The 25,648-nt window shown below is 68.6% G+C and carries 30 protein-coding genes and 1 tRNA gene; 17 read left to right on the top strand and 14 right to left on the bottom strand.

Going from position 1 to position 25,648, the window contains the following annotated elements; all coding sequences use genetic code 11:
* The first annotated feature begins 1 nt into the window (after window position 1).
* The 3 genes from ccmD (at window position 2) to BSP_RS04340 (ending at window position 1,107) form a co-directional block, all read left to right on the top strand.
* On the top strand, window positions 2-220 hold the full coding sequence (gene ccmD / locus BSP_RS04350; protein WP_054764627.1) for a heme exporter protein CcmD: 219 nt from the start codon (window positions 2-4) through the stop codon (window positions 218-220).
* Complete coding sequence (locus BSP_RS04345) at window positions 217-783, top strand: DsbE family thiol:disulfide interchange protein (protein WP_054764626.1); 567 nt, start codon at window positions 217-219, stop codon at window positions 781-783. The genes ccmD and BSP_RS04345 overlap by 4 nt, the downstream gene beginning before the upstream one ends.
* A 90-nt stretch (window positions 784-873) precedes the next feature.
* Window positions 874-1,107 (top strand): hypothetical protein, encoded by a 234-nt coding sequence (locus BSP_RS04340; protein WP_152949420.1) that lies wholly within the window; start codon window positions 874-876, stop codon window positions 1,105-1,107.
* On the opposite strand, the gene BSP_RS04335 is transcribed toward BSP_RS04340, so the two are convergent.
* The 3 genes from BSP_RS04335 to BSP_RS04325 form a co-directional block, all read right to left on the bottom strand.
* On the bottom strand, window positions 1,108-1,878 hold the full coding sequence (locus BSP_RS04335) for a M48 family metallopeptidase (RefSeq protein ID WP_054764624.1): 771 nt from the start codon (window positions 1,876-1,878) through the stop codon (window positions 1,108-1,110).
* Between the two features lie 81 nt (window positions 1,879-1,959).
* Window positions 1,960-3,498: a cryptochrome/photolyase family protein gene (locus tag BSP_RS04330; protein ID WP_152949419.1), complete on the bottom strand. Its 1,539-nt coding sequence runs from the start codon at window positions 3,496-3,498 to the stop codon at window positions 1,960-1,962.
* A 3-nt stretch (window positions 3,499-3,501) separates the two neighbouring features.
* Complete coding sequence (locus BSP_RS04325; RefSeq protein WP_152949418.1) at window positions 3,502-3,858, bottom strand: thiol-disulfide oxidoreductase DCC family protein; 357 nt, start codon at window positions 3,856-3,858, stop codon at window positions 3,502-3,504.
* 147 nt (window positions 3,859-4,005) lie between these two features.
* Between BSP_RS04325 and BSP_RS04320 the strand changes: the two genes are divergently transcribed.
* Window positions 4,006-4,467, top strand: coding sequence for a DUF3429 domain-containing protein (locus BSP_RS04320; RefSeq protein WP_152949417.1), 462 nt, complete (start codon window positions 4,006-4,008; stop codon window positions 4,465-4,467).
* A gap of 72 nt (window positions 4,468-4,539) precedes the next feature.
* Here BSP_RS04320 and BSP_RS04315 read toward each other — a convergent pair.
* Together BSP_RS04315 and BSP_RS04310 are read right to left on the bottom strand one after the other, a co-directional pair.
* Window positions 4,540-4,614, bottom strand: a tRNA-Gly gene (locus BSP_RS04315).
* Window positions 4,615-4,834: 220 nt separating this feature from the next.
* Entirely contained in the window at window positions 4,835-5,617 is a 783-nt protein-coding gene (locus BSP_RS04310) for an SDR family NAD(P)-dependent oxidoreductase (protein WP_152949416.1), read from the bottom strand.
* A 55-nt stretch (window positions 5,618-5,672) separates the two neighbouring features.
* Here BSP_RS04310 and BSP_RS04305 point away from each other — a divergent pair, with 55 nt between their 5' ends.
* Entirely contained in the window at window positions 5,673-6,071 is a 399-nt protein-coding gene (locus tag BSP_RS04305) for a YkvA family protein (protein ID WP_152949415.1), read from the top strand.
* A gap of 156 nt (window positions 6,072-6,227) precedes the next feature.
* Here the strand turns inward: BSP_RS04305 and BSP_RS04300 are convergent, their stop codons facing one another.
* Window positions 6,228-7,229 (bottom strand): NADPH:quinone oxidoreductase family protein, encoded by a 1,002-nt coding sequence (locus BSP_RS04300; protein WP_152951049.1) that lies wholly within the window; start codon window positions 7,227-7,229, stop codon window positions 6,228-6,230.
* A gap of 221 nt (window positions 7,230-7,450) precedes the next feature.
* Between BSP_RS04300 and BSP_RS04295 the strand changes: the two genes are divergently transcribed.
* Both BSP_RS04295 and BSP_RS04290 read left to right on the top strand, forming a co-directional pair.
* On the top strand, window positions 7,451-8,323 hold the full coding sequence (locus BSP_RS04295; RefSeq protein ID WP_152949414.1) for an isoaspartyl peptidase/L-asparaginase family protein: 873 nt from the start codon (window positions 7,451-7,453) through the stop codon (window positions 8,321-8,323).
* Window positions 8,324-8,400: 77 nt separating this feature from the next.
* Window positions 8,401-11,268, top strand: coding sequence for a pitrilysin family protein (locus BSP_RS04290; RefSeq protein WP_152949413.1), 2,868 nt, complete (start codon window positions 8,401-8,403; stop codon window positions 11,266-11,268).
* Between the two features lie 168 nt (window positions 11,269-11,436).
* Here BSP_RS04290 and BSP_RS04285 read toward each other — a convergent pair whose 3' ends face one another.
* The 3 genes from BSP_RS04285 to BSP_RS04275 all read right to left on the bottom strand — a co-directional run bounded on the left by BSP_RS04285 (window position 11,437) and on the right by BSP_RS04275 (window position 13,129).
* The gene (locus BSP_RS04285) at window positions 11,437-12,267 is read right to left on the bottom strand and encodes a serine protease (RefSeq protein ID WP_152949412.1); all 831 of its coding nucleotides are present in this window, start codon (window positions 12,265-12,267) and stop codon (window positions 11,437-11,439) included.
* A 19-nt stretch (window positions 12,268-12,286) separates the two neighbouring features.
* Window positions 12,287-12,727: a DUF350 domain-containing protein gene (locus tag BSP_RS04280; protein WP_054764615.1), complete on the bottom strand. Its 441-nt coding sequence runs from the start codon at window positions 12,725-12,727 to the stop codon at window positions 12,287-12,289.
* Window positions 12,728-12,796: 69 nt separating this feature from the next.
* Complete coding sequence (locus BSP_RS04275; protein ID WP_054764614.1) at window positions 12,797-13,129, bottom strand: metalloregulator ArsR/SmtB family transcription factor; 333 nt, start codon at window positions 13,127-13,129, stop codon at window positions 12,797-12,799.
* 90 nt (window positions 13,130-13,219) lie between these two features.
* Here BSP_RS04275 and BSP_RS04270 point away from each other — a divergent pair, with 90 nt between their 5' ends.
* Entirely contained in the window at window positions 13,220-14,131 is a 912-nt protein-coding gene (locus tag BSP_RS04270) for an acyl-CoA desaturase (protein ID WP_054764613.1), read from the top strand.
* Window positions 14,128-14,589 carry a hypothetical protein gene (locus tag BSP_RS04265; protein WP_054764612.1) on the top strand — a complete coding sequence of 154 codons (462 nt, stop codon included), beginning with the start codon at window positions 14,128-14,130 and terminating at the stop codon, window positions 14,587-14,589. Before BSP_RS04270 ends, BSP_RS04265 begins: the two co-directional genes overlap by 4 nt.
* Here BSP_RS04265 and rlmN read toward each other — a convergent pair.
* Together rlmN and BSP_RS04255 are read right to left on the bottom strand one after the other, a co-directional pair.
* Window positions 14,561-15,721, bottom strand: a complete 1,161-nt coding sequence (rlmN, locus tag BSP_RS04260) for a 23S rRNA (adenine(2503)-C(2))-methyltransferase RlmN (RefSeq protein ID WP_152949411.1) — start codon at window positions 15,719-15,721, stop codon at window positions 14,561-14,563. The two genes, BSP_RS04265 and rlmN, sit on opposite strands and share 29 nt — an antisense overlap.
* Before the next feature lie 80 nt (window positions 15,722-15,801).
* The gene (locus BSP_RS04255; protein ID WP_054764610.1) at window positions 15,802-16,101 is read right to left on the bottom strand and encodes a DUF6356 family protein; all 300 of its coding nucleotides are present in this window, start codon (window positions 16,099-16,101) and stop codon (window positions 15,802-15,804) included.
* A gap of 159 nt (window positions 16,102-16,260) precedes the next feature.
* Here BSP_RS04255 and BSP_RS04250 point away from each other — a divergent pair, with 159 nt between their 5' ends.
* Both BSP_RS04250 and BSP_RS04245 read left to right on the top strand, forming a co-directional pair.
* On the top strand, window positions 16,261-17,616 hold the full coding sequence (locus BSP_RS04250) for a trypsin-like peptidase domain-containing protein (RefSeq protein ID WP_152949410.1): 1,356 nt from the start codon (window positions 16,261-16,263) through the stop codon (window positions 17,614-17,616).
* 296 nt (window positions 17,617-17,912) lie between these two features.
* Entirely contained in the window at window positions 17,913-18,257 is a 345-nt protein-coding gene (locus tag BSP_RS04245) for a DUF2794 domain-containing protein (RefSeq protein WP_152949409.1), read from the top strand.
* A gap of 52 nt (window positions 18,258-18,309) precedes the next feature.
* Here BSP_RS04245 and BSP_RS04240 read toward each other — a convergent pair whose 3' ends face one another.
* On the bottom strand, window positions 18,310-19,059 hold the full coding sequence (locus BSP_RS04240) for a Bax inhibitor-1/YccA family protein (RefSeq protein WP_152949408.1): 750 nt from the start codon (window positions 19,057-19,059) through the stop codon (window positions 18,310-18,312).
* A gap of 131 nt (window positions 19,060-19,190) precedes the next feature.
* On the opposite strand from BSP_RS04240, the gene thpR reads away from it, so the two are divergent.
* Window positions 19,191-19,730 (top strand): RNA 2',3'-cyclic phosphodiesterase, encoded by a 540-nt coding sequence (gene thpR, locus BSP_RS04235; RefSeq protein WP_152949407.1) that lies wholly within the window; start codon window positions 19,191-19,193, stop codon window positions 19,728-19,730.
* Complete coding sequence (locus BSP_RS04230) at window positions 19,727-20,275, top strand: GNAT family N-acetyltransferase (RefSeq protein ID WP_152949406.1); 549 nt, start codon at window positions 19,727-19,729, stop codon at window positions 20,273-20,275. Before thpR ends, BSP_RS04230 begins: the two co-directional genes overlap by 4 nt.
* A gap of 16 nt (window positions 20,276-20,291) precedes the next feature.
* Here the strand turns inward: BSP_RS04230 and BSP_RS04225 are convergent, their stop codons facing one another.
* Entirely contained in the window at window positions 20,292-21,845 is a 1,554-nt protein-coding gene (locus BSP_RS04225) for a methyl-accepting chemotaxis protein (protein WP_152949405.1), read from the bottom strand.
* Window positions 21,846-22,155: 310 nt separating this feature from the next.
* Here BSP_RS04225 and BSP_RS04220 point away from each other — a divergent pair, with 310 nt between their 5' ends.
* The 3 genes from BSP_RS04220 (at window position 22,156) to mmcB (ending at window position 23,904) form a co-directional block, all read left to right on the top strand.
* Window positions 22,156-22,674, top strand: a complete 519-nt coding sequence (locus tag BSP_RS04220) for a lipocalin family protein (protein ID WP_152949404.1) — start codon at window positions 22,156-22,158, stop codon at window positions 22,672-22,674.
* 135 nt (window positions 22,675-22,809) lie between these two features.
* On the top strand, window positions 22,810-23,343 hold the full coding sequence (locus BSP_RS04215) for a carbonic anhydrase (RefSeq protein ID WP_152949403.1): 534 nt from the start codon (window positions 22,810-22,812) through the stop codon (window positions 23,341-23,343).
* A 105-nt stretch (window positions 23,344-23,448) separates the two neighbouring features.
* Window positions 23,449-23,904, top strand: a complete 456-nt coding sequence (gene mmcB, locus BSP_RS04210) for a DNA repair putative endonuclease MmcB (protein WP_152949402.1) — start codon at window positions 23,449-23,451, stop codon at window positions 23,902-23,904.
* 298 nt (window positions 23,905-24,202) lie between these two features.
* On the opposite strand, the gene BSP_RS04205 is transcribed toward mmcB, so the two are convergent.
* Window positions 24,203-24,988, bottom strand: coding sequence for a C40 family peptidase (locus tag BSP_RS04205; protein ID WP_152949401.1), 786 nt, complete (start codon window positions 24,986-24,988; stop codon window positions 24,203-24,205).
* Window positions 24,989-25,161: 173 nt separating this feature from the next.
* Here BSP_RS04205 and BSP_RS04200 point away from each other — a divergent pair, with 173 nt between their 5' ends.
* Entirely contained in the window at window positions 25,162-25,647 is a 486-nt protein-coding gene (locus tag BSP_RS04200) for a hypothetical protein (RefSeq protein ID WP_152949400.1), read from the top strand.
* Window position 25,648 lies beyond the last annotated feature (1 nt).

The following is a 25,648-nucleotide window of genomic DNA, read 5'->3' as shown; positions in this document are numbered from 1 at the left end:
GATGCTCGACCTCGACATGGCGCCCTACGCCGCCTTCGTCTGGCCTGCCTGGGGCGTCAGCGCCCTGGTGCTGGCCGCCCTGACGGCCCGCGCCGTCGTCGCCTCGCGCAAATGGAAGCGCGAACTCGAGCGTCTGGAAAAAGACCAGAGCGCGACATCAGACGCGGCAGTCTCCCCGCGCCCTCAAGCAGCGCAAAGCGCGATAGGGCCCTTAAAATGAACCGCTGGCTGGCCCTGCTGCCGCTCGTCGTGGCGGTCGCCCTGTTCGCCCTGTTCGCCGGCTGGTCGCTGAAGCGCGATCCGGCCTTCAAGCCCGACGCCATGGTCGGCCAGCCCATCCCCGAGACCGTCCTGCCCATGCTGGAAGGCGACACGGCCGGGCCGGGCAATCTGGACCTGAAGACCGCCGGGGTGGGACGGCCCATGCTGGTCAATGTCTTCGCCTCCTGGTGCGCCCCCTGCCGGATCGAACACCCCAAGCTTCTGGCCCTCAAGGCGCGCGGGATCGCCGTCGTCGGCGTGGCCTATAAGGACGAGCCGGTCGCCACCCGCGCCTTCCTGGACGAGCTGGGCGATCCCTATTCCATGGTCCTGGTCGATCGCGAAGGTCGGGCCGGGCTGGACCTGGGCATATCCGGCGTGCCGGAGACCTTCGCCGTGGACGCCATGGGCCGGATCACCGCCAAACAGTCCGGCCCCCTGCTGAACGACGCCGACATCGAGCGGCTGGTCGCCTCCATGCAGGCGCCGGCCCGCGCCCCGCCTTCAAAAAGCAGCCGTTAAGCCGGGATTAACCTTCTTTCCTGAGATCTTGTTAACGATTGTCGCCCCGCGATGCGTTAACGGTTGGCTATGAGCGCGATTCGTCCAGGTTTGCCCCAGACCCTTCCGCCGTCCGGCGGCGAGACCTCGTCGGCGCGCAACGCCCAGGCCGCCTTCTTCCGCGCGGCCCTGAACCAGGTCCAGACCAATCCGATCCAGGCTGCTCCGATCCAGCCTCAGACGCCCGCCGCAAGCCCGACGCGGCCGACCCCGCCCTCGCCATCGACCGACGGACAGCCGCCCCGGATCATGCGTCCGGGGACCTATCTTGACATCAAGGTCTGATCAGCTCCAGCCCTTGCCGGCGATATATTGCTGCAGCAGGTCGATCCGGGTCGCGTCCGACGGGTGGGTCGAGGCGAACTGCGGAATGCTGGCCTGACGCTGGGCCGCCATCAGCCGCCACAGGGCCACGGCCTGGGACGGGCGGAAACCGGCGGCCTGCATATAGTCCACGCCCAGCCGGTCGGCCTCCAGCTCGTCGCGCCGTGAATAGGGCAGCAGCAGACCGTACTGGGCCGCCAGACCGCCATAGGCGTTGACCGCGTCGCCGTAACGCCCCGCCGCCCCGCCGACGGCCGCCAGGCCGATGGAGGTCGCCGCCTGGCTCGACGCCCGCTCGGCGGCGTGGTTGGCGACGACATGGCCGATCTCATGGCCGATCACGGTCGCCAACTGGTCGTCGTTCTGGACCAGGGCCAGCAGGCTGTCGGTCACGCCGATCTGGCCGGACGGCAGGACGAAGGCGTTCGGGCTCTTCTCGCTGAAGACCGCATAGTCCCAGGTCCGGTCGCCGAGGCCCGCCGCCTGGACCAGACGGTTGCCGACGCGACGGATGCGATCGACCTGGGCGCCCGAGGTCTGGACGCCCGGCTTGCTGATCGCCTCGCGCCAGGCGGCGTTCGATTGCTGAGCCAGAGCGGCGTTGTCGACCAGAAGCAGCTGGTTGCGACCGAGCGCCTCATTATAGGCGCAGGCCGACAGGGCCGAGGCCGCGACGGCGGCGGCCAGCAGACGGACAGGAAGACGGGAGGCGGGGCGGCGAAGGGCGATCATGGAGGCGACCTCTCTGGCTCGAACGGGGAAACAGCCAAGCAAATCCCGCAGCTCCCGTCGAGGTTCCCGCCAAGCTGCCCCTCAGTCCCTGGGCGTCGCGCCCAGCAGGGTGCGACACGCCTCGGCTTCCGCCGCCAGGGCCGCCCGCCTCGCCTCCCCAAAACCGTCCAGGGTCCGATAGGGCATGGCCAGGCGCGGATTGTCCCTGAGCCGGCCCCGATTCCGCTCCAGAAAGCCCCAGTACAGCCGGTTGAACGGGCAGGCGGCGTCGCCGCTCTTGCTCTTCACATCATAGCGACAGCCGCCGCAGTAATCGCTCATCCGGTCGATATAGGCCCCCGAAGCCGCATAGGGCTTCGACCCCACGATCCCGCCGTCCGCGAACAGGGCCATGCCCCGCGTATTGGGCATCTCCACCCACTCATAGGCGTCGGCGTAGACGGCCATATACCAGTCGTCGACCGCATCCGGATGCACGCCCAGCAGCAGGGCCAGGTTGCCCGTCACCATCAGCCGCTGGATATGATGGGCGTAGGCGTTCTCCCGCGTCGTCTTCACCACATCGGCCACGCAGGCCATGTCGGTTTCGCCCGACCAGTAGAACCAGGGCAGAGTCCGGTCCGCGTCCAGGAAGTTCCTTGCTCGATATTCCGGCGCCTTCAGCCAGTAGATTCCGCGCACGAACTCCCGCCAGCCCAGGATCTGGCGGATAAAGCCCTCGGCCGCGTTCAACGGCGCCCGTCCGGCGCGATAGACCGCCTCGGCCCGGCGGCAGACGTCCATCGGATCAAGCAGGCCCAGGTTCAACGACGTCGAGATCAGCCCGTGCCACATCCACGGCTGATCCTCCGCCATGGCGTCCTGCCAGTCGCCGAAGCCGGGCAGGACGTTCGCCAGGAAATCCTCCAGAAGCGTCTCGGCCTCCTCCGCCGTCGTCGGCCAGCCGAAATCGTGCAGGGCGCCGAAATGATCGGGAAACAGGCAGGCGACGTCCGCCATGGCCCCCTGTGTTATGACGTTGGGCGTGACGCGCAGGCGTTTGGGCGGCCTAACCCCGCGCGGCAACTTCTTGCGGTTCTCGGCGTCATAGTTCCAGCGCCCGCCCTCCGGCTGATCGCCGTCCATCAGCAGACCGGTCGCGCGCCGCATCTCGCGATAGAAGAACTCCATCCGCAGCTGCGACTTGCCCGAGGCCCAGCGTCGGAACCGGTCGTGGGAACAGATGAACCGTCGGTCCTCGCGGATCTCCACCGGCAGGCCCGCCCCTTCGGCGAAGGCCGCCAGATGTTCGGCCAGGCGCCATTCCCCGCATTCGGTCAGGACTGCGCGGTCATAGACGCCCGCCGCCAGGGCCCGCGCCAGTTCGCCAGTGACGGAGCCGCTGTTGTCCGGGTCGTCGATCGCCACATAGCGCACCCGCACGCCCCGGGCCCTCAGCCGTTCGGCGTGGTTCCGCATGGCGGCGAAGACCAGGGCGATCTTCTGCTTGTGATGGCGGACATAGGTCGCCTCGTCGCGCACCTCGGCCATCAGCACCGTGTCCGCCGCGGGATCCAGCCCCTCCAGGGCGGTCAGCCTGTCCGACAGCTGATCGCCCAGCACCAGTCTCAGAACCGCCACGCCTCAACCCGCCCTTCGCGCCAGGGCCTGAAGCCGGGGCCGCACCTTCAGAAACAGGCGATAGGCCGCCTCCAGCCCCGCCAGCACAATCGGCGACCGCGCCGCGAGGCCCAGGGGCCGCAACAGGGGAATGGCCCGCCACATGGCCGCAAAGGCCGCCGCCCCCGACAGGATCCGCCCATCCTCGCGCGCATGAAACCGGGCCAGCAAGGTTTCGCGATCCAGCGGGCAGACGACATCCCCGTCGCCCGCCACATCGACGAATTCGATGGCGCCGCGGCGATCCAGCCGTCGCATCAGGGCGATCTCGCGGCGGCACAGGGGACAGGCCCCGTCGTGCCAGACGACCAGCCGGCTCATCGGCTTGGTTCAGAACAGGGCGCAGGGCGGGCTGAACGTCGGATCATCGGGGAGGAGAGCTTCCGGAGGGCGCGGCGCGCGGTGATCGTGATATACGAACCGGCGCCGGGGATCGGATTTGCCTCCCCGCACAGACGCCGGATCGAGATGGACACGAACGCCCCCGCCCGCCTTCCCTCCCTCGCCCGCCTGCTGGGCTTCTCGGGCCTGCTGCCCCAGGCGGCGGCGGTCGCCCTGCTGGTCGGCGGCGGGGCCGGACTGCGCCCCCTGGCCCTTGGTCTGGCCTTTGGTTATGCCGCCCTGATCTTCAGCTTCCTGGGCGGGGTCTGGTGGGGACTGGCGGCGGCCGCGCGCGGCAAGGCTCCCGCCTGGGTCTGGGGCGTGGCGGTGCTTCCGTCGCTGCTGGCCCTGGCTGCGGCCTGGCCCCTCGCGTCGGGCGAGAGCGATATGGGCCTCTCGCTCGGCCCGCTGGGGGGCTTCATCGCCCTCAGCGTCCTGGTCGATGTCCGGCTGAAGGCCCTGGGCCTGACGCCCGAGGGTTGGCTGGGGCTGCGGCTACCCTTGTCTCTGGGCCTCGGCGCCCTGACGCTGGCGGCCGCCCTGCTCTGAGACATCGTTGGGTTTCAGGCAAAAAATCGGGGCCTGCCGAGAACGACAGGCCCCTGATTTTGCATCCCGACATGGAGCGGGCGAGGCGATTCGAACGCCCGACCCCAACCTTGGCAAGGTTGTGCTCTACCACTGAGCTACGCCCGCAATCCGTAAGGCGCTAAGTGTGCGCCCCGTCGAGGAGGGGGCGTATAGCGGAGGGTTGCGGCGGACCGCAAGCTCTTTTTTGCGGCTATCGCGCTTCGCGCTGCTTGAGCCGGATTCACGCCTAAACGGCCGAAGCCGGGACGCCCCCACGCTCGCCGCATGAGGGCTTCGCGCTCAAGCAGCGAGCCGCCGCGCGGCGAGCGATGGCGCGCTAAAGATGTCAGCGCGGCGCCAAACGTAAGGCCCCGTCCAGGCGGATGCACTCCCCGTTGATATAGACGTTGCGCGCCAGCTCCAGCACCAGGGAGGCGTAGTCGGCGGGCGTGCCCAGACGGCTGGGGAAGGGGATGGCGGCGGCCAGGGCGTCCTGAATCTTCTGGTCCATGCCGGCCATCATCGGCGTCCACATGATGCCGGGCAGGATGGTGTTGCAGCGCACCCCTTCCTGGGCCAGGTCGCGCGCGATCGGCAGGGTCATGGCGTAGACCCCGCCCTTGGAGGCCGAATAGGCCGCCTGGCCGATCTGGCCGTCCTGGGCCGCCACCGAGGCGGTGTTGACGATCAGGCCGCGCTCGCCGTCCGCCATGGGCTCCAGGGTCACCATGCCCGCCGCCGACTGCGACAGGACGCGGAAGGTGCCGAACAGATTGACCCGCACGGTGCGCTCGAACTGGGCCATGTCGTGGGCCTTGATCTCGCCGGTGTCCTTCTTGCGCGAGACGGTCTTCATGCCGGTGGCGATGCCCGCGCAGTTGACGGTCAGCCGCTCCTGGCCGTGGGCGGCGCGGGCCTTTTCGAAGGCGGCGGCCACCGAGGCGTCGTCGGTCACGTCCACCTGGCAGAAGACGCCGCCGATCTCGGCGGCAATGGCCTCGCCCTTTTCGGCGTTCAGATCGAACAGGGCCACCTTGGCGCCCGTGGCGGCGATGGCGCGGGCCGTGCCTTCGCCGAGGCCGGACGCCCCGCCCGTGACCACGGCAGCGATGCTGCTGTCGAGTTTCATCTCAGTCTTTCCTATGTTGTAATGAACCTGAGTTTCGTTTGAGGATTTAGCGGCCATGACCGCCAAAGCCAAACCCGTCTCGCCCGAAGACGCCCTGGACCCGAAAAAGGCCCTGGTCCCCACCGTGGTGAAGGTCAATGAGGCGCGGGTGACGCGCGGCTTCTGGCCCAAGATCCAGCGCACGGCGGCCCGCATCCCCTTCGCGGATCAGGCCCTGGCCGCCTGGTACGCCGCCCGCGATCCCCAGACGCCGCTTCCGGCCAAGGGAATGATCTTCGCCGCCCTGGCCTATTTCGTCATGCCGGTGGACGCCATTCCCGACCTGTTCGCCGGCATCGGCTACACCGACGACGCGGCGGTCATCGCCGCCCTGATCGCCACCCTGGGCGCCAACATCAAACGCCGCCACCGCGACCAGGCCGAAGAAGCGGTTGAGCGGCTGAGGGGAAAGTAACCCTCTCCCCCTGCGGGAGAGGGAGACCGCGCACGGCGGCGCAGCCGTCGTCCTGGCGCGGTCGGGCGAGGGGTCGCGCCGGCCTCGCCGTTTCGCACAGACCGACCCCTCATCCGGCCCTTCGGGCCACCTTCTCCCGCAAGGGGAGAAGGGATTTCAGCTTTCCACCGTCACCACGATCTTGCCCAGGGCCTGACGGTCGCCCAGGGCCTTGATCGCCGCCCCCGCCTTCTCCAGCGGGAAGGTCTTGGACACGCGCGGCTTGATCTTGCCCTCGGCGTACATCCGCATCAGCTCGGCCATGTTGGCGGCGTGGCCCTTGGGATCGCGCGCCACAGCCGCGCCCCAGAAGACCCCGATGACCGAGACCGACTTCAACAGGGTCAGGTTCAGCGGCAGGGACGGGATCCCCGCCGGGAAGCCGACCACCAGATAGCGGCCGTTCCAGTCCATGGCCCTGAGCGCCGGCTCGGCGTAGTCGCCGCCGACCGCGTCATAGACCACGTCGGCCCCGTCCCGCCCGGTCGCCAGTTTGAACTCGCCGGACAGTTCCTTCTGCGCCGCCTTGTCCATCGGCCCGGTCGGATAGATCAGGCCGTTATCGGCCCCCAGCGCCAGGGCGAACTCGACCTTGTCGTTGGTCGAGGCCGCGGCGACCACGCGGGCGCCCATGGCCTTGCCCAGCTCCACGGCGGCGGCGCCGACGCCCCCGGCCGCGCCCAGCACCAGCAGGGTCTCGCCGGCCTGCAGCTGCGCCCGGTCCTTCAGGGCGTAATAGCTGGTGCCGTAGGTCATGATCAGGGCCGCCGCCTCTTCGAAGCTCATGGCGTCCGGGATCGGGATCACCGTCTCGGCCCGCACAGCCAGCCGTTCGACCAGCCCGCCCCAGCCGGGCACGGCGATGACCCGGTCGCCCTTGGCCACGCCCTTGACGCCCTCGCCCACCGCCTCGACCACGCCCGCCACCTCTGCGCCGGGCGAGAACGGCCGTTCGGGGCGGAACTGGTATCGGTCCTCGATGATCAGCGTATCGGGATAGTTGATCCCCACGGCCTTGACCTCGATCACCACCTCGCCCGCCTTGGGCGTCGGATCGAGCACCTCTTCCACCACCAGGGTTTCGGGACCGCCGGGGGTCTTGGACAGGACAGCGCGCATCATTCCTCCTTTGGGCCTACCACGCTTCGCGCTGCTTGAGGCCCGTTTGTTGAGCCTACCGCGCTTCGCGCTGCTTGAGGCCCGTTTGTTGAGCCTACCGCGCTTCGCGCTGCTTGAGGCCGTTTGTCTTCGACCGACATGGCGCGGCCTTCATCGCGACGCTAAAGAGCGCCACGCCCGATTGAAAGAGGCGACGAAAAGCAGGTTCGGAAAGACAGACCATGACCGCCCTCATCCTCCACGGCGGCGCCGGCGCCCGGCGCGAACGCAACTATGACGCCGAAGTCGCCCACATGCGCCAGGTGGTCGAGGCCATGAAGCCGCGTCTGGACGCAGGCGAAAGCGCGCTGGACGTCGCCACGGCCGCCGTCGTCATGCTGGAGGATTCCGGCCTCTATGTCGCCGGCAAGGGCGCCTCGCCCAATCTGGCCGGCGCCTATGAGCTGGACGCCAGCCTGATGGACGGATCGACGAAACGGGCCGGGTCCGTCGCCGCCCTCCAGGGCTTTCGCAACCCTGTCGTCGCCGCCCGCGCCGTGATGGAGCGCACCCCCCACGTCATGCTGGTGGGCGAGGGCGCGGCCCTGTTCGCCCAGGATCAGGGGCTGGAGCCCGTCGCCGACGAAGCCGCCTGGTATACGGGCGCCGGCCAGGGCGAGGACAATCATCCGCCCGGAACCCTCAGCCACGGCACCGTCGGCGCTTGCGTGCTGGACGCCGCCGGCCGCCTGGCCGCCGCCACCTCGACCGCCGGGGTCTTCGGCAAGATGCCGGGCCGCGCCGGCGACACCCCCATTCCCGCCGCAGGAACCTGGGCCGACGGTCACGCCGCGACCTCCTGCACCGGCCAGGGCGAATATTTCATCCGCGTCGCCGCCGCCGCCCAGGTGGCCTGGCGCGTCGCGGCGGGTCAGACCCTGGCCGCCGCGACCCAGGCCGTCATCGACGAAATCGGTCGGATGGGCGGCGACGGCGGCCTGATCGCCCTGGACGCCGCCGGAAACATCGCCGCCCCCTTCAACAGCCAGGGGATGAAGCACGCCTGGCTGACGCCGGACGGCGAGATCGGCGTCGAGGTGTTCGGACGAAGATAATTACAGCTCGGTAAGGTGCATGTCAGCCGAGGGCTGATACGGTCTCATCGCCCGGCGCTCCGGGCCTGGAGACCCGCATGAAATTTCGCCTCACCGCCACCGTCGCCGCCTCGGCCCTGCTGCTGGGCCTCGCCGCGCCCGCCTTCGCAGCGCCGGCCGCCGCACTCGCGCCTGCGCCTGTCACGGCCCAGGCCCAGCAGGGCGTGGTCGTCCCGCCCCTGGGCTTCACCAAGCGCGTCCTGCCGAACGGGCTGGAAGTCTACACCGCCCGCGACGCCGACACCTCGAACGTGACGGTTCAGGTCTGGTACAAGGTCGGGTCCAAGGACGATCCGGCCGGCCGCTCGGGCTTCGCCCACCTGTTCGAACATCTGATGTTCAAGGCGACCAAGAACCTGCCGCCCGAGACCTTCGACCGGCTGACCGAAGATGTGGGCGGCTCCAACAACGCCTTCACCGCCGACGACACCACCGCCTATTTCGAGACTGTCCCCGCCAACCACCTGCAGCGGATGCTGTTCGCCGAGGCCGAGCGGATGGGCTCCCTGGTCGTGGACGAGCCGACCTTCGTCGCCGAGCGCGACGTGGTGAAGGAAGAATATCGCCAGCGCATCCTGGCCAACCCCTATGGCCGTCTGTTCGGCCTGTTCGTGCCCGAGACCCTGTATCAGGAAAGCCCCTATCGCCGTCCCGGCATCGGTTCGATCGAGGAGCTGAACGCCTCGTCCCTGGACGACGTCCTGCGTTTCCACGCCACCTACTACCGGCCCGACAACGCCTATCTGATCGTGGCCGGCAATTTCGACCAGGCCCAGCTGGACCGCTGGATCGATCAGTATTTCACGCCGCTCAAGAACCCGACCACGCCGCTGCCGGCCAACGCCGTCGCCGAACCCGAACCGACCGCTCCGCGCGACGTCACCTATTATGCGCCCAACGTCCCCCTGCCCGCCGTGGTGATCGGCTGGCCCACGGTCAAATACGCCGACGCCGACCGCGCCGCCCTGACCGTGCTGGACGGCATACTGTCCACCGGTGAATCGAGCCGCCTGTACCGTTCGCTGGTCTATGATCAGCAGATCGCCGCCCAGATCGGCTCGACCCCCGACTTCGCCCAGCAGGCCGGCAATCTGACCGCCCTGGCCATCATGGCCCAGGGTCATACGGCGGACGAAGGGATCGCCGCCCTGAACGCCGAGATCGCCAAGCTGCGCGACGCCCCCGTCACCGCCGCCGAACTGACCGAGGCCAAGAACGAGATCGTCGCCGACGCCCTGCGCAATCGCGAGACGGTGGACGACCGCGCCTCGGCGCTGGGCTTCGCCCTTATCAACACCGGCGACGCCGCCTCGGCCGACCGCGAGGTGGCCGAGATTCAGGCCGTCACGGTCGCCGACGTCCAGCGGGTGGCCCGCAAATATCTCACGCCCCAGCGGCAGTCGACGATCCGCTATCTGCCGGCCGACGAGCAGAACCCGCCTTCGGTTCAGAAGATGAACGTGGACGCGCCCGTGAAGGTGGCAGATCTGGCGCCGGCCGGAACCCCCGCCGTCCTGCTGCCGGAGGCCGAACGCACGCCCCTGCCCCAGCCGGGCGCAGAGGTGGCGCCCGTGACCCCCGCCGTGGCTGACTTCCGCCTGGACAACGGCCTGCGGGTTCTGGTGGCCCCGACCGACGGCGTGCCCCTGGTCTCGGCCCGCCTCAGCTTCGACGCGGGGTCGTCCGACGATCCGACGGGCAAGGCCGGGGTGGCCACCCTGACCGCCGCCCTTCTGACCCAAGGGACCAAGACCAAGACCGCGCCCGAGATCGCCACCGAAATCGAACAGCTGGGCGCCTCGATCGGCGCGGGCGCCGGGGTGGACTTCACCAATGTCTACGCCAACGCCCCGGCCAACGCCTTCCCCCAGACGGTCGCCCTGATGGCCGATCTGGTGAAGAACCCGACCTTCGCCGCCGAGGAGCTTGAGCGCCAGCAGGCCCAGACCCTGGACAATCTTCGCGTCGCCCTCAGCCAGCCGGGCTCGATCGCCGGCCAGGCCGTGGGCCGGGTCGTCTATGGCGACGCCCCCTATGGGGCGCCGGGCTCGGGCACGGTCCAGTCGGTGCCCGTCATCACCCCGGCGGACGTCGCCGCCTTCCACGCCGCCCGCTATCGCCCCTCGGACGCCACCCTGGTCTTCTCGGGCGACATCACCCCGGCCGCCGCCCGCGCCCTGGCGCAGCAGGCGTTCGGCGACTGGCGCCCGGCCGGCGCCGCCCCCGCCGCCGTCGCCAACCCGGCCGGTCAGGCCCTGGCCCCGCGCATCGTCGTGGTGAACCAGCCGGGCGCGGGTCAGGCTGCGGTCGTCGCCGCCATTCGCGGCATATCGCGCACCGACGCCGACTATTTCCCGCTCACCCTGGGCAACACCCTGCTGGGCGGGGGCTTCTCGTCGCGGCTGAACCAGGAGATCCGCATCAAGCGCGGCCTGTCCTACGGCGCCGGCTCCTCCCTGGGCGCGCGCGCCGATGCGGGCCTGTTCACCGCCTCGACCCAGACCAAGAACGAGACCGCCGACGAGGTGGCCGATCTGATCCTGGCCGAGATCGCCAAACTGGGCGCCGAGACCCCGACCCAGGCCGACCTGGCGCCCCGCCGCGCCACCCTGATCGGCGGCTTTGGTCGGTCGCTGGAGACGGTGGACGGCCTGGGCGCCCTGGTCGCCAACCTGGCGCTCTATGATCTGCCCATGAGCGATCTGGCCGACTACGCCGGCCGGGTTCGCGCCGTGACGCCGGAACAGGTCCAGGCTGCCTTCGCCGAACACCTGCCGGTCAATCGCGCCAGCCTGGTGATCGTCGGCGACGGGTCGCTGTTCCTCGACGCCCTGCGGGCCAAACACCCGAACCTGGAGGTCATCGAGGCGAGCGAACTGAACCTGAACAGCGGTTCGCTGAAGTAGGCGCAGCCATCATGTCTCCTCCCCGCTCTGCGGGGAGGTGGCGCGACGCTCTTCGCGTCGTGACGGAGGGGTTCTTTCCGCATCACTACGGTCGGTGCGGCGTTGACAACCCCTCCACCACGCTTCGCGCGATCCCCCTCCCCATTTCATGGGGAGGAGACGAAGGCCTCAAACCGACAGACACACCACCTGGGCCACGCGCAGGTCGCGGCGCAGGGCGTCCGCCACCCGGCCGTAGTTGTCGATGGTCACCGGCTCGCCCAGCGCCGCCTCGTCCGCCCTCTGTTCACCGCGAACGGCGGGGGCGAAGGATTCAGGCGCCGTCGTATAGATCCGGCCCCGACGCGGCGCCTCGGCGATGGTGACGCCCAGCACCCGCCCCCGCCCGTCCATCACCGGCGCGCCCGACAGGCCCGACAGGGTGCCCTCCAGCCCGTCGGTCCGCCCGACCTCGGCCCAGGCCAGGACCGGCTCGTCATGGGCGCCGCGACCGAACACCTTCAGCGTCTCGCGGCCCAGCAGGCGCGACGTCACCTCTCCGGCCCGCCCCTGGGGAAAGCCGGGGTGAAAGGCGCGCTGGCCCTTGCGCAACGGGGCCTCGGCCGCGACCGGCAGGGCGGGCGGCCCGCCTTCGGTGATCAGCAGGGCCACGTCGGCCCGGGGGGCCAGGCGCACGTCGGCCGCCACCGCCCGGCCGCCGCCGACCACGAGGGCGGGCCGGCGACAGCCCTCCACCACATGGCGGGCCGTGACCCAGCGACCGCGCCCGGCGATCGAAAAGGCGGTGCCGGATTTCGGCGTAAAGGGCGTGTCCGGCGCGTCCAGGGTGACGGCCGTGTCGAAGGGGGTGATGGGGCCCAGCAGGGCGCCCTCGATCTCGTCGGGCGGCGGCGGGGCGGGCGGGGCGTCGGCGTTTTCGCGCCGGCCCAGCGACACCGCCAGCAGCACGCCCGCCACCGCTCCGTAGATGGCCCAGTCCGGCAGGCGGGGGAATTGCATGACGCGATCCGTTCGCCGCTCAGCCGGTCAGGGCGGCCGACAGGATCAGGGCGGTCGCCAGCTTGGCCCCGACCAGGACCACCGAGGCCGCAACCTCGCCGTCCTTGATCCGCTGCGGCAGGCCGTGCAGCATCAGGTCCACAACCCGGAAGGCCAGCAACTGCAGCACCAGGGTCGCCACGCCCCAGATGGCCACGTCCCGCACCGAGGTCGAGACCGACAGGGAGACCGCCAGCGGAATGGCCAGACCCACCAGAATTCCAGCGAAGGCCACCGCCGCCGCCGGATTGCCCTCGCGGATCAGGGCGATCTCCTTCCACGGCGTCAGCAGGGCGTAGACCGTCGCCCCCGCCGCCAGCAGCAGCAGGGTCACGATCAGGTGCGTGACCATGACCGGAAAGCCCGAGGCGAAAGCCTGCACCTCGGCGCTCGACAGGACGTTCGTCAGTGAGGGGTCCATGTCTCTACGCCTTGCCCGATTGCCGCCCCAATCCGCAAGCGCGGCGAAGCAACACCTTGTGACGAAAAATTACAGGCCTGCGTCATCCGGCTTGTTCGCGCGCGCCTTGGCCAGGGCCGCGCTCTCGCGTTTCAACGGCTTGGCGACCGGGCAGACCTCCTGGACATAGCCGTTCAGGGTGTTGGTCAACTGGTCCGGCGCCAAGCTGTAATGGACGTACTGGCCCTTCTTCTCGCTGGTCACCAGACCCGCGACCTCGAGCACCGACAGGTGTTGGGACACCGCCGGCTTGGAGATCTCGAACTTGGCCGCAATCTCCCCGGCGGTCAGGTCCGCGTGGGCCAGATAGGCCAAGATCTTGCGGCGGACGGGACTGGAAAGGGCTTCGAACACGCGTTGCATGGGCGGTATTTAAGCGATTTGCTAAGCGCTTGCCAGCGGGTCATTTCAATGTTTAAGTGATTGCCTAATTACCTACGAAGGGAGGCCGACATGGACCACGCTGATCCCTGCGCCGTGAACAGTCTCGTCGAGACGCCCGGCTGCAGCCCGATCGAAGGCCGTGTCGTCTGGGACCCGCGTCACTCGCTGTGGAACGGCGCCATGTTGGCCGCCGCCCTGATCTTCGGCGCCAAGACCTTCAGCCTCGCCGCTGTCGCAGTCTTCGTCGTCGTGACAGGGACGACGCTTCTGCTGGGCCATTCGGTCGGATTTCACCGTCGGCTGATCCACGGCAGCTTCGATTGCCCGCTGTGGCTGGAGCGCGTCTTGGCCTGGTTCGGGACCCTGGTCGGCATGAGCGGCCCCTTCTGGATGATCCGCACCCACGACATCCGCGACTGGGCCCAGCGCCAGACCGACTGTCACGACTATCTGGCGCACCGGCGGCCGATGGCGGTCGACGCCTGGTGGCAGATGCACTGCCGGCTGGTGCTGGAACGGCCGCCCCAGTTCGAGCTGGGCCGGATCGGCCGCGATCCCTTCTATCGGTTCCTGGAACGGACCTGGATGCTGCAACAGCTTCCTGTCGCGGCGGCGCTGTGGCTGATGGGCGGCTGGGGTTTCGTGGTCTGGGGCGTCTGCGCCCGGGTCTCGGCCAGCGTCATCGGCCACTGGTTCGTCGGCCATCTGGCCCACCGTCGCGGTCCGCAAACCTGGCTGGTGCGCGAGGCGGGCGTCCAGGCCCATGACGTCCCCTGGGCCGCCATCCCCACCATGGGCGAGGCCTGGCACAACAACCACCACGCCTATCCCGGCTCGGCGAAGATCGGCCTCTACCCGGGCCAGAGCGACTGGGGGTTCCGGTTCATTCAATTGCTGGAACGGCTGGGTCTGGCCTGGGATGTGCGGACGCCGGAAAGCATGGGTCCGAGACCTCTAAACAGAGTTGTGGCTAAGATATGATCAAGTCGATGTCGGATCGGCTTGGTACGCTCATCATTGCAAACGTCCTTGCCGCAAGCACCACAGCTGGAATGTCGGCCATAGGAATGTGGATCAGCATAATCGTTTCGCCCGGCGAAACTGGCTTGGGCAACGCCCTGGGCGGGGGACTTCTGTTCGGGCTGCTCGCAGCCCTCTACGGCTTCATAATCTCTTTCCCGGTCTATCTTGTTGGCCTGATCGTCGTCGGAATTCCAACTTGGTGGATTCTGCATAATTCAGGCCGAACCAGCGTAGGCGCCTTCTCGATTACGGCCGCAATCGAAAGCGTTATCGCGGGCGCAATCGTCTTTCGGCTTCTTGCCCCGGGCACGGAATTAGCCGCCCCACTGTTGGCGATCCCAGGCGGGCTGGCCGGATGGATCATTTGGAGGCGTAGTTACAGGCCGCTCACGCCGCCGCCTGCTCCGCCTTCCTGATTGCGCTCGCCCGCAGCTTCTCGCTTTCGGACTTCAGCTGGCCGCAGGCGGCCAGGATGTCGCGGCCGCGGGGGGTGCGGATGGGGCTGGCGTAGCCGGCGCGGTTCAGGATGGCGGCGAAGGCCTCGATCGTCTTCCAGTCCGAGCACTGATAGTCCGTGCCGGGCCAGGGGTTGAAAGGGATCAGGTTAACCTTGGCCGGTATGCCCTGGATCAGCTTGACCAGGGCGCGCGCCTCCTCGGGGCTGTCGTTGACGCCCTTCAGCATGACATATTCGAACGTCACCCGCTTGGCGTTGCCCAGGCCCGGATAGGCGCGGATGGCGGCCATCAGCTGGTCCAGCGGATATTTCTTGTTCAGCGGCACCAGGACGTCGCGCAGCGGGTCGTTGGTGGCGTGCAGGCTGATGGCCAGCATGGTCCCGGTCCGCTCGCCCAGTTCAGGGATCATCGGCACGACGCCCGAGGTCGAGACGGTGATCCGCCGCCGCGAAATGGCGATCCCCTCGTTGTCCGAGATGATGTCGATCGCGTCCGAGACATTGTCCAAATTGTAGAGCGGTTCGCCCATGCCCATGAAGACGATGTTGGACAGGCGGCGGTCTTCCTTGGGCGACGGCCATTCCTCCAGATCGTCGCGGGCCACCTGGACCTGGGCCACGATCTCGGCGGCGGTCAGGTTGCGGACCAGCTTCTGGGTGCCGGTGTGGCAGAAGGTGCAGTTCAGGGTGCAACCGACCTGGGACGAGACGCAAAGGGCCCCGGCCCGACCGACGTCGGGGATGTAGACGGTCTCGATCTCTATGCCCGGGGCGGTGCGGATCAGCCATTTGCGGGTGCCGTCTTTCGACACCTGGCGTTCCACGATCTCGGGCCGGGCCAGGGTGAAATGCTCGGCCAGCCTGGCCTGCATGTCCTTGGCGACGTTCGACATGGCCGCGAAGTCGGTGACGCCGTAGTGGTGGATCCAGCTCCACACCTGGCTGGCGCGCATCTTGGCCTTTTCAGGCGGGCAGACGCCCGCATCGATCAGGGCCTGGCGCAGGCCGGCGCGCGTCAGACCGGACAGGTTGACGGGGGCCTTCACAGCGGGCGCGTTCGAGACACGGGAAAGATCGAGCGTAATGCTCAAGGCGGCGATCCTGGATGCGGTTTAGCCCGCCTCTATAGCACAAACCCCGGCAATTGCATGACCGGGCCGGTCGGAGCGCCCTAAAGCCCCACGTCCCAGACCCCGGCGTCGCGCATCCGGCTCTGTTTCGCCTCCTCCGCCCGGCCGCCCATCTCCTGGGCCATGCCCCGGATGGCGGTGGAGACGGTGGTCTTGTGCACGCCCGGAACCAGGGCGTGGGCGAAGGCGGCGCCCGCCAGCCGCAGCAGGCGGAAACCGAAACCGCCCGAGGCGGCCATGTGCTGGAAATAGGTCTCGCCCACCTCGCGCGGATGATCGCGGAACAGACGGTCGAACGGCGTCGAGCACCGGCGGGCGCGGTCGATCGTCGTCTGGCTCATGCGGCGGCTCCCGGTGTTCGCCCGACGATGGTCACGCGGGAACGGTCGCCGCGCAAGCCCTGTTTCGCGGATCCGACGCGACGGCCTTCGATCGGGACGGCGCCCATCGTCAGTTTGATCAAGTCGGGCTAAGGTCGGGGCTCGATCAAGGGACATTCTATGACGCTTCGCTTTTCGGCCGCCGCCTCCCTGACTGTCGCGACCGCCCTTTTGGCCGCCGCCGGCCCCGTCCTGGCCCAGTCGGCGCCCACCGTCCTGCCCTATGACGCGCGCCGCGGCGTCTTCAGCTTCGCCGCAGGTCTGGAAAGCTCGCTGCCGGCCGTGGTCAAGGTGACGACCCTGGGCCAGTCGCGCGGCCCCAGTTCCGATGCGGACGATCCCAAACCCTACGCCTCCGGCTCCGGCGTCGTCATCGACGCGGCCCAGGGCCTGGTGATCACCAACAACCATGTGGTCGAGAACGGGCGGAAATTCACCGTCGATCTGATCGACGGCCGGCTGTTCGACGCCGTCCTGGTCGGGGCGGACAAGGCCACCGACATCGCCGTCCTGCGGATCACGCCCGACGGGCGGCCGCTGAACCTGAAACAGGTGCAGACGGTGGATTCCGACACCCTGCGGACCGGCGACCTGGCCTTCGCCGTCGGCTACCCCCTGGGGCTGGACCAGACCCTGACCATGGGGGTGATCTCGGGTTTGAACCGATCGGGCCTGGGCGATGCGGTGGAGGACTATATCCAGACCGATGCGGCCGTGAACTCGGGCAATTCGGGCGGGCCGCTGCTGGACAGCCGGGGCCGGCTGATCGGCATCAACACCGCCATCCTGTCGGGCGGCATGGGCGGGGGCAATGACGGCATCGCCTTCGCCGTGCCCACCCGCATCATGCTCTATGTCGCCGACCAGCTGCGCACCCAGGGCGAGGTCGAGCGCGGCGAGACCGGCGCCATCTTCGCCTCCCTGACGCCCGAGCAGGCGCGCCGGATGCGGCTGGGCATCGTGCGCGGCGCCGTGGTGGCCGATGTGGCCCCCGGCTCGCCCGCCGAACGCGCGGGCCTGCGCGAGGATGACGTCATACTGCGCCTCCAGGGGCGACCGGTCGCCAACGCCGGCTCCGTCAACGCCACCGTCGGCGTCGCCGCGCCGGGCTCCCGCCTGAACGTCGTCTATCTGCGCGGAGGGCGCGAGGCCACGACCGCCCTCGCCGTTGAGCCGCCGGTCGAGGCCCCGGTCCAGGTCGGCGTGGACCGCGTCCTTGCCTATGGCGCCACCCTGCGGGACATGGAGGGCGAGGTTCAGGTTTCGGCCGTCGAGGCCGGCACGCCCGCCGCCCAGGGCGGACTGCTGGCCGGCGACCTTGTCCTCGCCATCGACGGCGTTGCGACGGCGGACATCCGCGCGGCGGCTCGGGCGCTGGAGGCCGCAGCCGGCTCCGTCGCCCTGGAGGTGCGGCGCGGCGGCGACACCCAAACGATCACATTGGAGAAGACGCCTGGGGAGAAGACGCCCGCCTGAGCGGCGCCGGCCGGGCTCCGGACAGCGAAACGCCCGCCTTGCCTGGGAGGGGGAGGGGATCGGCAGGGCGGGCGCTCGCTTGGAGGAAGCATCGGCCGCCGGAGCCCGTATTGGAAACATCCAGGGGGGCTGGGGGGGCTGTTCAGGATCCGGACGCTTCCGAACTCCGACGAGCCGATGATCGATATTTCGCCGCCCAAACGGGCGGGCGAAGGACCGAAACGGGGCCATTTGGTGTCTGAAGCGCTTTTTCCACCCCCTCTGGCGTCCCGCGCCGATGCGCCTAAGTTCAGATCATGAGCCTGACCCCGCACGAGCCGCCGCCCCCATCTCCACAGGCCGGCCCGGTCTTCTTCGAACGGCGCGAGTTGGACCTGATCCTTCGGGTCTACGGCCGGATGGTGGCCCTGGGCGACTGGCGCGACTACGCCATGGTGGGCCACAAGGACTTCGCCGAATTCGCCGTCTTCCGCCGCTCGGGCGACGCCCCCCTGTACCGCATCGAAAAACGCCCGGCGCTCCAGACCCGCCAGGGCCAGTGGGCCGTCATCGGGGAGGGCGGCCAGATCCTGAAACGCGGCCGCGACCTGGCCCAGGCGCTCAAAGTGTTCGACGGGCGGAAGTTTCAGGTGGTGGACTGACCAAAAAAGGGCCCCGCGAGGGGCCCTTTCCGCATCCGTCTTGCGACCAATCTCAGTTCCGGTTGCCGCCCATGAAGGCCAGCAGGAACTGGAACAGGTTCACGAAGTTGATGAACAGGCTCAGCGCGCCGAAGCCCGTGGCCACGCCCATGGCGTTCTGGTCGCCGCCCAGGGCGTAATAGGTCATCTTCAGACGCTGGGTGTCATAGGCGATGAGGCCCGCGAAGATCAGCACGCCCAGGCCCGAGATGATCAGATAGAAGGTCCCGGATTGCAGGAACATGTTGACGATCATGGCGATGATCAGGCCGATCACGCCCATGATCAGGAAGGTGCCCATGCCCGACAGGTCTTTCTTGGTGGTGTAGCCCACCAGGCTCAGACCGCCGAAGGCCGCCGCCGTGACCAGGAAGGTCGAGGCCAGCGAGGCGCCCGTATAGCGCAGGAACAGAATGCCCAGGCCCGCGCCGATCGAGGCGACAACGGCCCAATAGAGCAGGTTCACCCCCTTGGCCGTCGGGTTCTTCATGAAGAACATCGAGCCGAACAGCAGAACCAGGGGCGAGAACTGGACCGCCATGCCCAGGACCGTCAGGCCGACGCGGCCGTCCGGCGTCACGCCGAACAGCAGTTGCTGCACCGCCGGCACATTGCCGGTGACATAGGCCAGGGCCGCCGCGACAACGAGGCCCAGGGCCAGCTTGTTGTAGACGCCCAGCATGAAGCTGCGCAGGCCGGCGTCGACCGACATGTCGGCCGTCTGCGGAAGCGGGCGGGCGTAGCCGTTGTTGAAATCGCTCATGGCGACGAACCTTCTCTGAGTCGGCCGGGGAGACTTCCCCGGTCACAGGCCTTGAATATCGGAAGCCGAGGCTCCCAGTGCAAGGAAAACCGGACTTGGAAGCGGCGGTTCCGACCGCTACCAACAGTCGCATGTTGCGTCTGTTCACCGCCCTGACCCTGCCGCCGGACGTCGGCGAGACCCTGCAACGGCGTCAGTCCGGCCTGCCCGGCGCCCGCTGGCGGCCGCTGGAGGCCCTGCACGTCACCCTGGCCTTCTACGGCGAGACCGACGAGCGGCGGGCCGACGACCTGGCGTCCGAACTGGCCCGCGTGGCCGGGGCCCCGTTCGAGATCGTGCTGAAGGGGGTCGGCGCCTTCGGCGACAACCATCGCAGCCACACGATTTGGGCCGGCGTCGAGACGCCCAACGAACCCCTCTCGGTCCTGGCCGGTCGCTGCAGGAAGGCGGGCGAGCGGGCGAACATCGTCCTGGAGAAGCGCGACTATCGCCCCCACGTCACCCTGGCCTATCTTAAGCCCCAGACCAATCCGGACCGGATCGGCGCCTGGATGGCGGGCCACAATCTGCTGCATTCGCCGCCGATCCGCATCGACCGTTTCGGCCTCTATTCCAGCGTCCTGACCGACGACGGCAGTCACTATGAGCTGGAGCGGGAGTATCTGCTGTGACCGAGATCCGCATCGAGACCGAACGGTTGACCCTGCGTCCCCCGAGGATGGAGGACTTTCCGCGTTGGGCCGAGTTCCAGGCCGATCCCGATGCGACGCGCTTCATTGGCGGCCCCAAGACGCCGGCCGAAACCTGGCGGATCATGGCGACCGTCGCCGGCGCCTGGAGCCTGACCGGCGAAAGCTTCTTCTCGGTGCTTGAGAAAACCACCGGCCGGTTGCTCGGACGGATCGGGCCGTGGCGGCCCCACGGCTGGCCGGGGCCGGAGGTCGGTTGGTCCCTGCACCCTGACGCCACGGGGCGGGGCTATGCGCTCGAAGCCGCCGCCGCAGCCATCGACTACGCCTTCGACATCCTGGGCTGGGACGAGGTGGTGCACACGATCGACCTGGACAATACGGCCTCGATCCGGCTGGCCGAACGGCTGGGCTCCACGGCGCGCGGCCCCACCCGCCTGCCCGAACCCTTCGCCGACCTGCCTGTCCATCTGTGGGGCCAGACGCGCGCCGACTGGGCCAGGAACCGCCTCGCCCTGGCGGGCTAGAGCCGATCAGGCGCCGTCAGAACTCTTCCCAGTCCTTGAGCGCAGCATTGCCCTGGGTGGCTCCGACCGCGACGGCGAGCCGTCTTTGGGCCTTGCCGACCGGATTGTCGGCCGGAGCTTGGCGGCCGGCCTGGGCCGGCTGAGGCCGCATCGCCGCCTGGGGGGGCTCGCCGGTTTGGAACCGCGCCACCAGCCGTTCCAGTTCGCCCGCCTCGGTCCGCAGATTGGCGGCGGCGGCGGTGGTCTCCTCCACCATGGCGGCGTTCTGCTGGGTGACCTGGTCCATCTGATTGACGGCGGTGTTGACCTCGTTCAGCCCCGTGGACTGTTCCTGCGACGACTGGGCGATTTCGGACACCAGCCCGTCGATGTCGGCGATCCGCTTGACGATCCCCCCCAGGGCCTTGCCTGTCTCTCCGACCAGTTTGACGCCGCGCTCGACCTGGGCCGTGCTGTTGGCGATCAGGGCCTTGATCTCGCGCGCCGCCTCGGCCGAGCGCTGGGCCAGGGCCCGGACCTCCTGGGCGACGACCGCAAAGCCGCGCCCGGCGTCCCCGGCGCGCGCCGCCTCCACGCCTGCGTTCAGGGCCAGAAGATTAGTCTGGAAGGCGATTTCGTCGATCACCCCGATGATGTTGGTGATCTGTTTGGAGCTTTCCTCGATCTCGCCCATGGCGGCGACCGCCTCCTGCATCTCCTCGCCTGAGCGGGCGGCGCCGACGGTGGCTTCGGAGGCGGCGGCGGAGGCCTGTCTGGCGCCCTCGGCGCTGCGTTTCACGGTGGCAGTGATCTGGTCCAGGGCGGCGGCGGTCTGTTCCAGACTGGCCGCCTGCTGTTCGGTGCGGCGCGACAGGTCGTCCGAGGCCGAGGCGATCTCGTCCGAACCGGCCCGCAGCCCGCTGGTGGAGGTCGAAATGGCGCTCATGGCCTCGCGCAGACTGTCGATCGCCGCGTTGAAGTCGTCCTTGATCTGCTGATAGCGCCCATTGAACGGCGCGGTGATCACCGCCGTCAGATCGCCGCGCGCCAGCCGGTTCAGACTCTCGGCCAGGGCGGCGACCACCGCATCCTGCTCCTCGGCGACGCGCCGCCGTTCCGCCTCGACCAGGGCGCGCTCCTCGTCAGCCTTGGCGTTCAGGATCTGAAAGTAGTTGAACATCACGACGCTGGCGTCGGAAAAGACCGACCGCATCAGGCTGAGCATCAGGGCATGGTCGGCCTTCTCGTTCCAGGGCTTTTCCTTCATCAGCCCCGACGCCAGGCCGGCGGCGTAGGCGGCGTAGGTCTTGCTCAGATAGGTCGCGTAATCGAGGCTGCTCGAGATGTTCTCGGTGATCACCGCCTGCTGTTCGAAATATTCGGGCGGAAAGTCCCCGCGCGAAATGAAGGCGAACTTCCGCTTCTCGTTCTCCCACACGTCACGCGGCAGGGCGTCCAGCGTCGGGTCGATCACGCGATAGGCGTCCAGCAGGGCCTGTTCGAGATGTTTGCCTGCACGCTTATAGACCACTTCACCCACTTCACGCTGCTGCGCGTTCCAGGTGACTATCTTATCGCTGATGTCAGACATTTCGTCTCGCCTTCATAATTACTTTGGGGCCTAAGCATATGCGATATTCGCATCTCTATTTCGATTTACTGAGGAGAGCGACGCTCTTAACGAGGCGTGAACTTCATCCCGCTCTACGGACGACGGTTCGAGACTGCGAGGCGGACCTGTCTCAGATCTGCGACAGGTGTCAGGATTTTTCGATTTTCCCTTAGACCGACGCCTCGCCGCGCGCATTTCGCCCCGGCGACGGCGCGGATGTGTGTGTGGGGGGGCAACCGCGCCTCGCCGTCGGACGTACCAAGACGAGATTCAACGAGGATCACCGCCGATGTTTCGCGCCGCCCTGATCGCCGTCTCGCTCATCGTTGCGCCGTCCACCGCCCTGGCCCAGTCCCGCGCCGTCGATCTGGATCGGTTCGACGGTCGGTGGTTCGAGATCGAGCGCAGCCACAACGACGTCCAGAAGGACTGCAGCCGAGCCCAGATCGACTTCACCCCCCAAGACCGACCCGACCGGTACGGCCTGGTCGTCACCTGCACCCGTCTCGCCGACGGCCGCAACGAAACCCTGCGCGCCGCCGCCCGGATCACCGACACGACCACCAACGCCAAATTCCGCTTCACCCTGCCAGGCCTGCTCAGCTTCGGCGGCCTGGCGGGTCAGAACTACTGGGTCTGGGATCACGATCCGAACTACGACTGGGCCATCCTGGCCCTCCCGAACAAGTCGGACTGGTGGATCTGGCATCGTGACCAGAACGCCTCGGCGGCGGATCGCGCCCGCCTGCTGGCCCGCGCCCGGGCCCTGGGGCTGGACATGAGCCGGGTCGTCAGCACCGGCCGTTAGAGCCTGATCTGTTGAGGCGGACCCGATGCGCGATCGTTAACGACAGGTTGTCAACCGGCTCCGGAAGGGTACGAACTAGGCGCGCTGACCGAACGCCGATACCCGTGATCGCCTGATCAATCCGGAGCGATCGCCATGCCCGACTGCTGCGCCCACACTCCGTCCCTGTCCCGCCGCGGCGCCTTCGGCCTCTTGGCCATGGCCGGCGGGGTCAGCCTTCTGTCCACCCTGGCGCCGGGCGTAGCCCGGGCGCGGGGCCATACGGAAATCCTGCTGCTGACCTGCATGGACTACCGCCTCACCGACGACACCGTCGCCTATATGGAAGGCCACGGCCTGCACGACAAATACGACCACGTCGTCCTGGCCGGCGCCTCCCTGGGCGCCCTGACCGACAAATTCCCCAGCTGGGGCCAGACCTTCTGGAGCCATCTGGACGTCGCCATCGACCTGCATCACATCCACAAGGTCGTGGTGATCGACCACCGCGACTGCGGCGCCTACAAGGTCATCCTGGGCGCCGAGACGGTGGACACTCCCGAAAAGGAACTGGCGGTCCATACGCAGGAGCTTCACGCCCTGCGCGACGCCATCAAACAGCGCCACCCCCATCTGGAGGTCGAACTGGCCCTGATGGACCTGGACGGCCATGTTGAGGAGATCGCCTAGGCAGAGCGCCTTCCCCACGCCGCACACGGCCTGCACGTCTCGGCCTGCCGCCCGCCTGGTCGGCAGGCCGCTTGCATTCGGAACATAGCCGGAACATAAGTCGGCATGGCCGCCGCCGCCCTTCATCTCGAACTGGTCTTCAGCCGGCCGGAAACCACGCTTTCGGTCACGCGCGGGGCGGCGCGGCTGATGCTGGACCTGGGCTATGCGCCCTTGCTGGAGGTCGGCCTGCCCAATGGGCGACGGGCCGACGTCATGGCCTTGGGGCCGCGCGGCGACGTCGTCATCTGCGAGGTGAAGTCAGGCGTCGACGACTATCGCGTCGATCGCAAATGGCAGGCGTACGGCCCCTTCTGCGACGCCTTCTATTTCGCCGTGGCGCCCGAGTTTCCCCAGGAGATTCTGCCCCAGGCGCCGGGGCTGATCGTCGCCGACGGCTTCGGCGGGGCGGTGGTGCGCGAGGCGCCGGCCACCCCCCTGGCGCCGGCCCGACGCAAGGCCCTGACCCTGGCCTTCGCCCGTCTGGGCGCCCTGCGGACCTTCCGCGACGAACGCCCCTAGTTTCGCGAAAAATCCCAGGTCGGTTCAACGGGTTTCAGAGCAGGCCGGGGGTTGAACGCGGCCGGGGCGCAGCCGGGGCTAGACTGACGAACCCGGTCTTTGACATCGCGAACCGACTGAGAGGACGCCGACCGTCCTCCTCTCGCTCGATTCAGCGCCGAATTTCGGCAATGAGACCGCCCGCCGCAGCCTGAACCGGACACATCGGACACATCGGACACATCGGACACATCGGACACATCGGACAGTGTTTTTTCGAAGCGCCGCAACCTCGACGGCGCAGCCCGACTGCCGGATGTCAGAGACGGCGGAACACGGCCGTGGCGAAGCCTTCGGCGGTCAGCCGGGCCTCGACCTCGGCCAAGGGTTCGATCAGAACCCCCTTGCCGCCCGTGGCGTGGATGATCCGTTCGGCGTCGATCATCAGGGCCGAATGGCCGGTCCAGTCATGGTCGCCGCCGGGCGCCAGCCAGATCACCAGGTCGCCGCGCGCCGGGGCCTCGGCCGACACGGCCCGGCCCAGCTCCGCCTGGGCGTCGGACCGGCGCGGCCCCGGCAGGCCGCAGGCCAGCAGGGCCTGCTGCACCAGACCCGAACAGTCGGTCGAGACCGAGGACCGGGCGCCCAGTTCATGCGGCCGGCCCAGCAGGCGTTCGGCCACGGAGACAGGATCCCGCTCAAAGGTTCCGATCGGCGCCAGGTCGGCGTCCGCAACGCCCTCCGCCGTCTCGACCACCAGGGCGTTCAGCGGCAGGGCCGCATCGACCGCAGCCACCCTTCGCGTCGGCAAGGCCGCGCCGGCCGACAGACTGTCCAGAACCACCCAGCCGACCACGCCGTCGCGGCGCGCCCGACCCCAGGCCCGGCCGTCCGCCCGATCCAGGACGTCGAAAATCTCGCCATGCAGAAGCTGGTCGATCCGCTCGCCCGCGTCCGACCAGACGTCGGCGACGGCTACGCGGCAGGACATGGCTTCGGTCGCCCGATAGGCGGCCGCCCGCACAAGGCCCTCCAGCGCCTGTTCGGCCAGGTCCGGGCGGGCGAGACGATCGCCGGGCGGGAGAAGATCGAGGCGGTCGGTCAAACCTGGGCTCGCATTGGCTGAAGCGGCAGTCTTATCCCCGGAAGCCGAATCGGCCGTTAATGGGCACGGTCTTTCTGTGGAATTCTCGTCCGCAGGCCGACCTTGCGTCTGGTCGATCGACGCCCATCTCGATGCGGAACGGCCAAGCCGCCGTCCGCCGTCCTGGGGTTTCGATGCTCGCGCCTTTGTGTCTGCTGATCGTCCTGGGATTGACGCTGTTCGATGAGGGGCCCGTCGGAACCGTCCTCCGGCTTTGGCTGGTCGAGCGCCCCGCGTCGATCCTGTCCCGTCTGACGCGCGGTCAGATCCTGGGCGTGATCCTCGTGATCGGTCTCGGTGCGGCGGCGGTCGCCCTGTTCGAGGCGGAAGGCGTGCGGCTGTTCGCCATGGCCGCGCCGGACCTGATCGCCTGGGTCCTGATGTTCGACGTGACGGTGCTGTTCGATCTCGCCGTCCTGGCCCTGAGCCTTCGCGCCGTCGCCGGCTGGCGCGGCCTGGTCAGGGCGGGCGAGGCCGTCCGGGCCCAGACCCGCCATGCGGTGCAGCGACTGCGATCCCGCACCCGCGCCCGCCGCGTCCGCCGCCCTCGACCGCCGCGCCCCGGCTCGCCCGACGATGCGCCGCAGGGGGCGTGGACCTTCGGGCTGAGCCCGGCCTGAC

The organism is Brevundimonas sp. Bb-A, from assembly GCF_009394735.1.
GTDB classification, from domain to species: Bacteria; Pseudomonadota; Alphaproteobacteria; order Caulobacterales; family Caulobacteraceae; genus Brevundimonas; species Brevundimonas aurantiaca.
Note: the sequence above shows the minus strand (reverse complement) of the source record. Positions and strands in the feature narration are given on the sequence as shown.

Excerpts from the sequence above, each read along its gene's own strand:
- ccmD (WP_054764627.1), top strand. The coding sequence starts at position 2 with ATGCTCGACCTCGACATGGCGCCCTACGCCGCCTTCGTCTGGCCTGCC.
- BSP_RS04345 (WP_054764626.1), top strand. The coding sequence starts at position 217 with ATGAACCGCTGGCTGGCCCTGCTGCCGCTCGTCGTGGCGGTCGCCCTG.
- BSP_RS04335 (WP_054764624.1), bottom strand. The coding sequence starts at position 1,878 with ATGATCGCCCTTCGCCGCCCCGCCTCCCGTCTTCCTGTCCGTCTGCTG.
- BSP_RS04325 (WP_152949418.1), bottom strand. The coding sequence starts at position 3,858 with ATGAGCCGGCTGGTCGTCTGGCACGACGGGGCCTGTCCCCTGTGCCGC.
- BSP_RS04320 (WP_152949417.1), top strand. The coding sequence starts at position 4,006 with ATGGACACGAACGCCCCCGCCCGCCTTCCCTCCCTCGCCCGCCTGCTG.
- BSP_RS04310 (WP_152949416.1), bottom strand. The coding sequence starts at position 5,617 with ATGAAACTCGACAGCAGCATCGCTGCCGTGGTCACGGGCGGGGCGTCC.
- BSP_RS04305 (WP_152949415.1), top strand. The coding sequence starts at position 5,673 with ATGACCGCCAAAGCCAAACCCGTCTCGCCCGAAGACGCCCTGGACCCG.
- BSP_RS04300 (WP_152951049.1), bottom strand. The coding sequence starts at position 7,229 with ATGCGCGCTGTCCTGTCCAAGACCCCCGGCGGTCCCGAAACCCTGGTG.
- BSP_RS04295 (WP_152949414.1), top strand. The coding sequence starts at position 7,451 with ATGACCGCCCTCATCCTCCACGGCGGCGCCGGCGCCCGGCGCGAACGC.
- BSP_RS04290 (WP_152949413.1), top strand. The coding sequence starts at position 8,401 with ATGAAATTTCGCCTCACCGCCACCGTCGCCGCCTCGGCCCTGCTGCTG.
- BSP_RS04285 (WP_152949412.1), bottom strand. The coding sequence starts at position 12,267 with ATGCAATTCCCCCGCCTGCCGGACTGGGCCATCTACGGAGCGGTGGCG.
- BSP_RS04280 (WP_054764615.1), bottom strand. The coding sequence starts at position 12,727 with ATGGACCCCTCACTGACGAACGTCCTGTCGAGCGCCGAGGTGCAGGCT.
- BSP_RS04275 (WP_054764614.1), bottom strand. The coding sequence starts at position 13,129 with ATGCAACGCGTGTTCGAAGCCCTTTCCAGTCCCGTCCGCCGCAAGATC.
- BSP_RS04270 (WP_054764613.1), top strand. The coding sequence starts at position 13,220 with ATGGACCACGCTGATCCCTGCGCCGTGAACAGTCTCGTCGAGACGCCC.
- BSP_RS04265 (WP_054764612.1), top strand. The coding sequence starts at position 14,128 with ATGATCAAGTCGATGTCGGATCGGCTTGGTACGCTCATCATTGCAAAC.
- BSP_RS04255 (WP_054764610.1), bottom strand. The coding sequence starts at position 16,101 with ATGAGCCAGACGACGATCGACCGCGCCCGCCGGTGCTCGACGCCGTTC.
- BSP_RS04250 (WP_152949410.1), top strand. The coding sequence starts at position 16,261 with ATGACGCTTCGCTTTTCGGCCGCCGCCTCCCTGACTGTCGCGACCGCC.
- BSP_RS04245 (WP_152949409.1), top strand. The coding sequence starts at position 17,913 with ATGAGCCTGACCCCGCACGAGCCGCCGCCCCCATCTCCACAGGCCGGC.
- BSP_RS04240 (WP_152949408.1), bottom strand. The coding sequence starts at position 19,059 with ATGAGCGATTTCAACAACGGCTACGCCCGCCCGCTTCCGCAGACGGCC.
- thpR (WP_152949407.1), top strand. The coding sequence starts at position 19,191 with ATGTTGCGTCTGTTCACCGCCCTGACCCTGCCGCCGGACGTCGGCGAG.
- BSP_RS04225 (WP_152949405.1), bottom strand. The coding sequence starts at position 21,845 with ATGTCTGACATCAGCGATAAGATAGTCACCTGGAACGCGCAGCAGCGT.
- BSP_RS04220 (WP_152949404.1), top strand. The coding sequence starts at position 22,156 with ATGTTTCGCGCCGCCCTGATCGCCGTCTCGCTCATCGTTGCGCCGTCC.
- BSP_RS04215 (WP_152949403.1), top strand. The coding sequence starts at position 22,810 with ATGCCCGACTGCTGCGCCCACACTCCGTCCCTGTCCCGCCGCGGCGCC.
- mmcB (WP_152949402.1), top strand. The coding sequence starts at position 23,449 with ATGGCCGCCGCCGCCCTTCATCTCGAACTGGTCTTCAGCCGGCCGGAA.
- BSP_RS04200 (WP_152949400.1), top strand. The coding sequence starts at position 25,162 with ATGCTCGCGCCTTTGTGTCTGCTGATCGTCCTGGGATTGACGCTGTTC.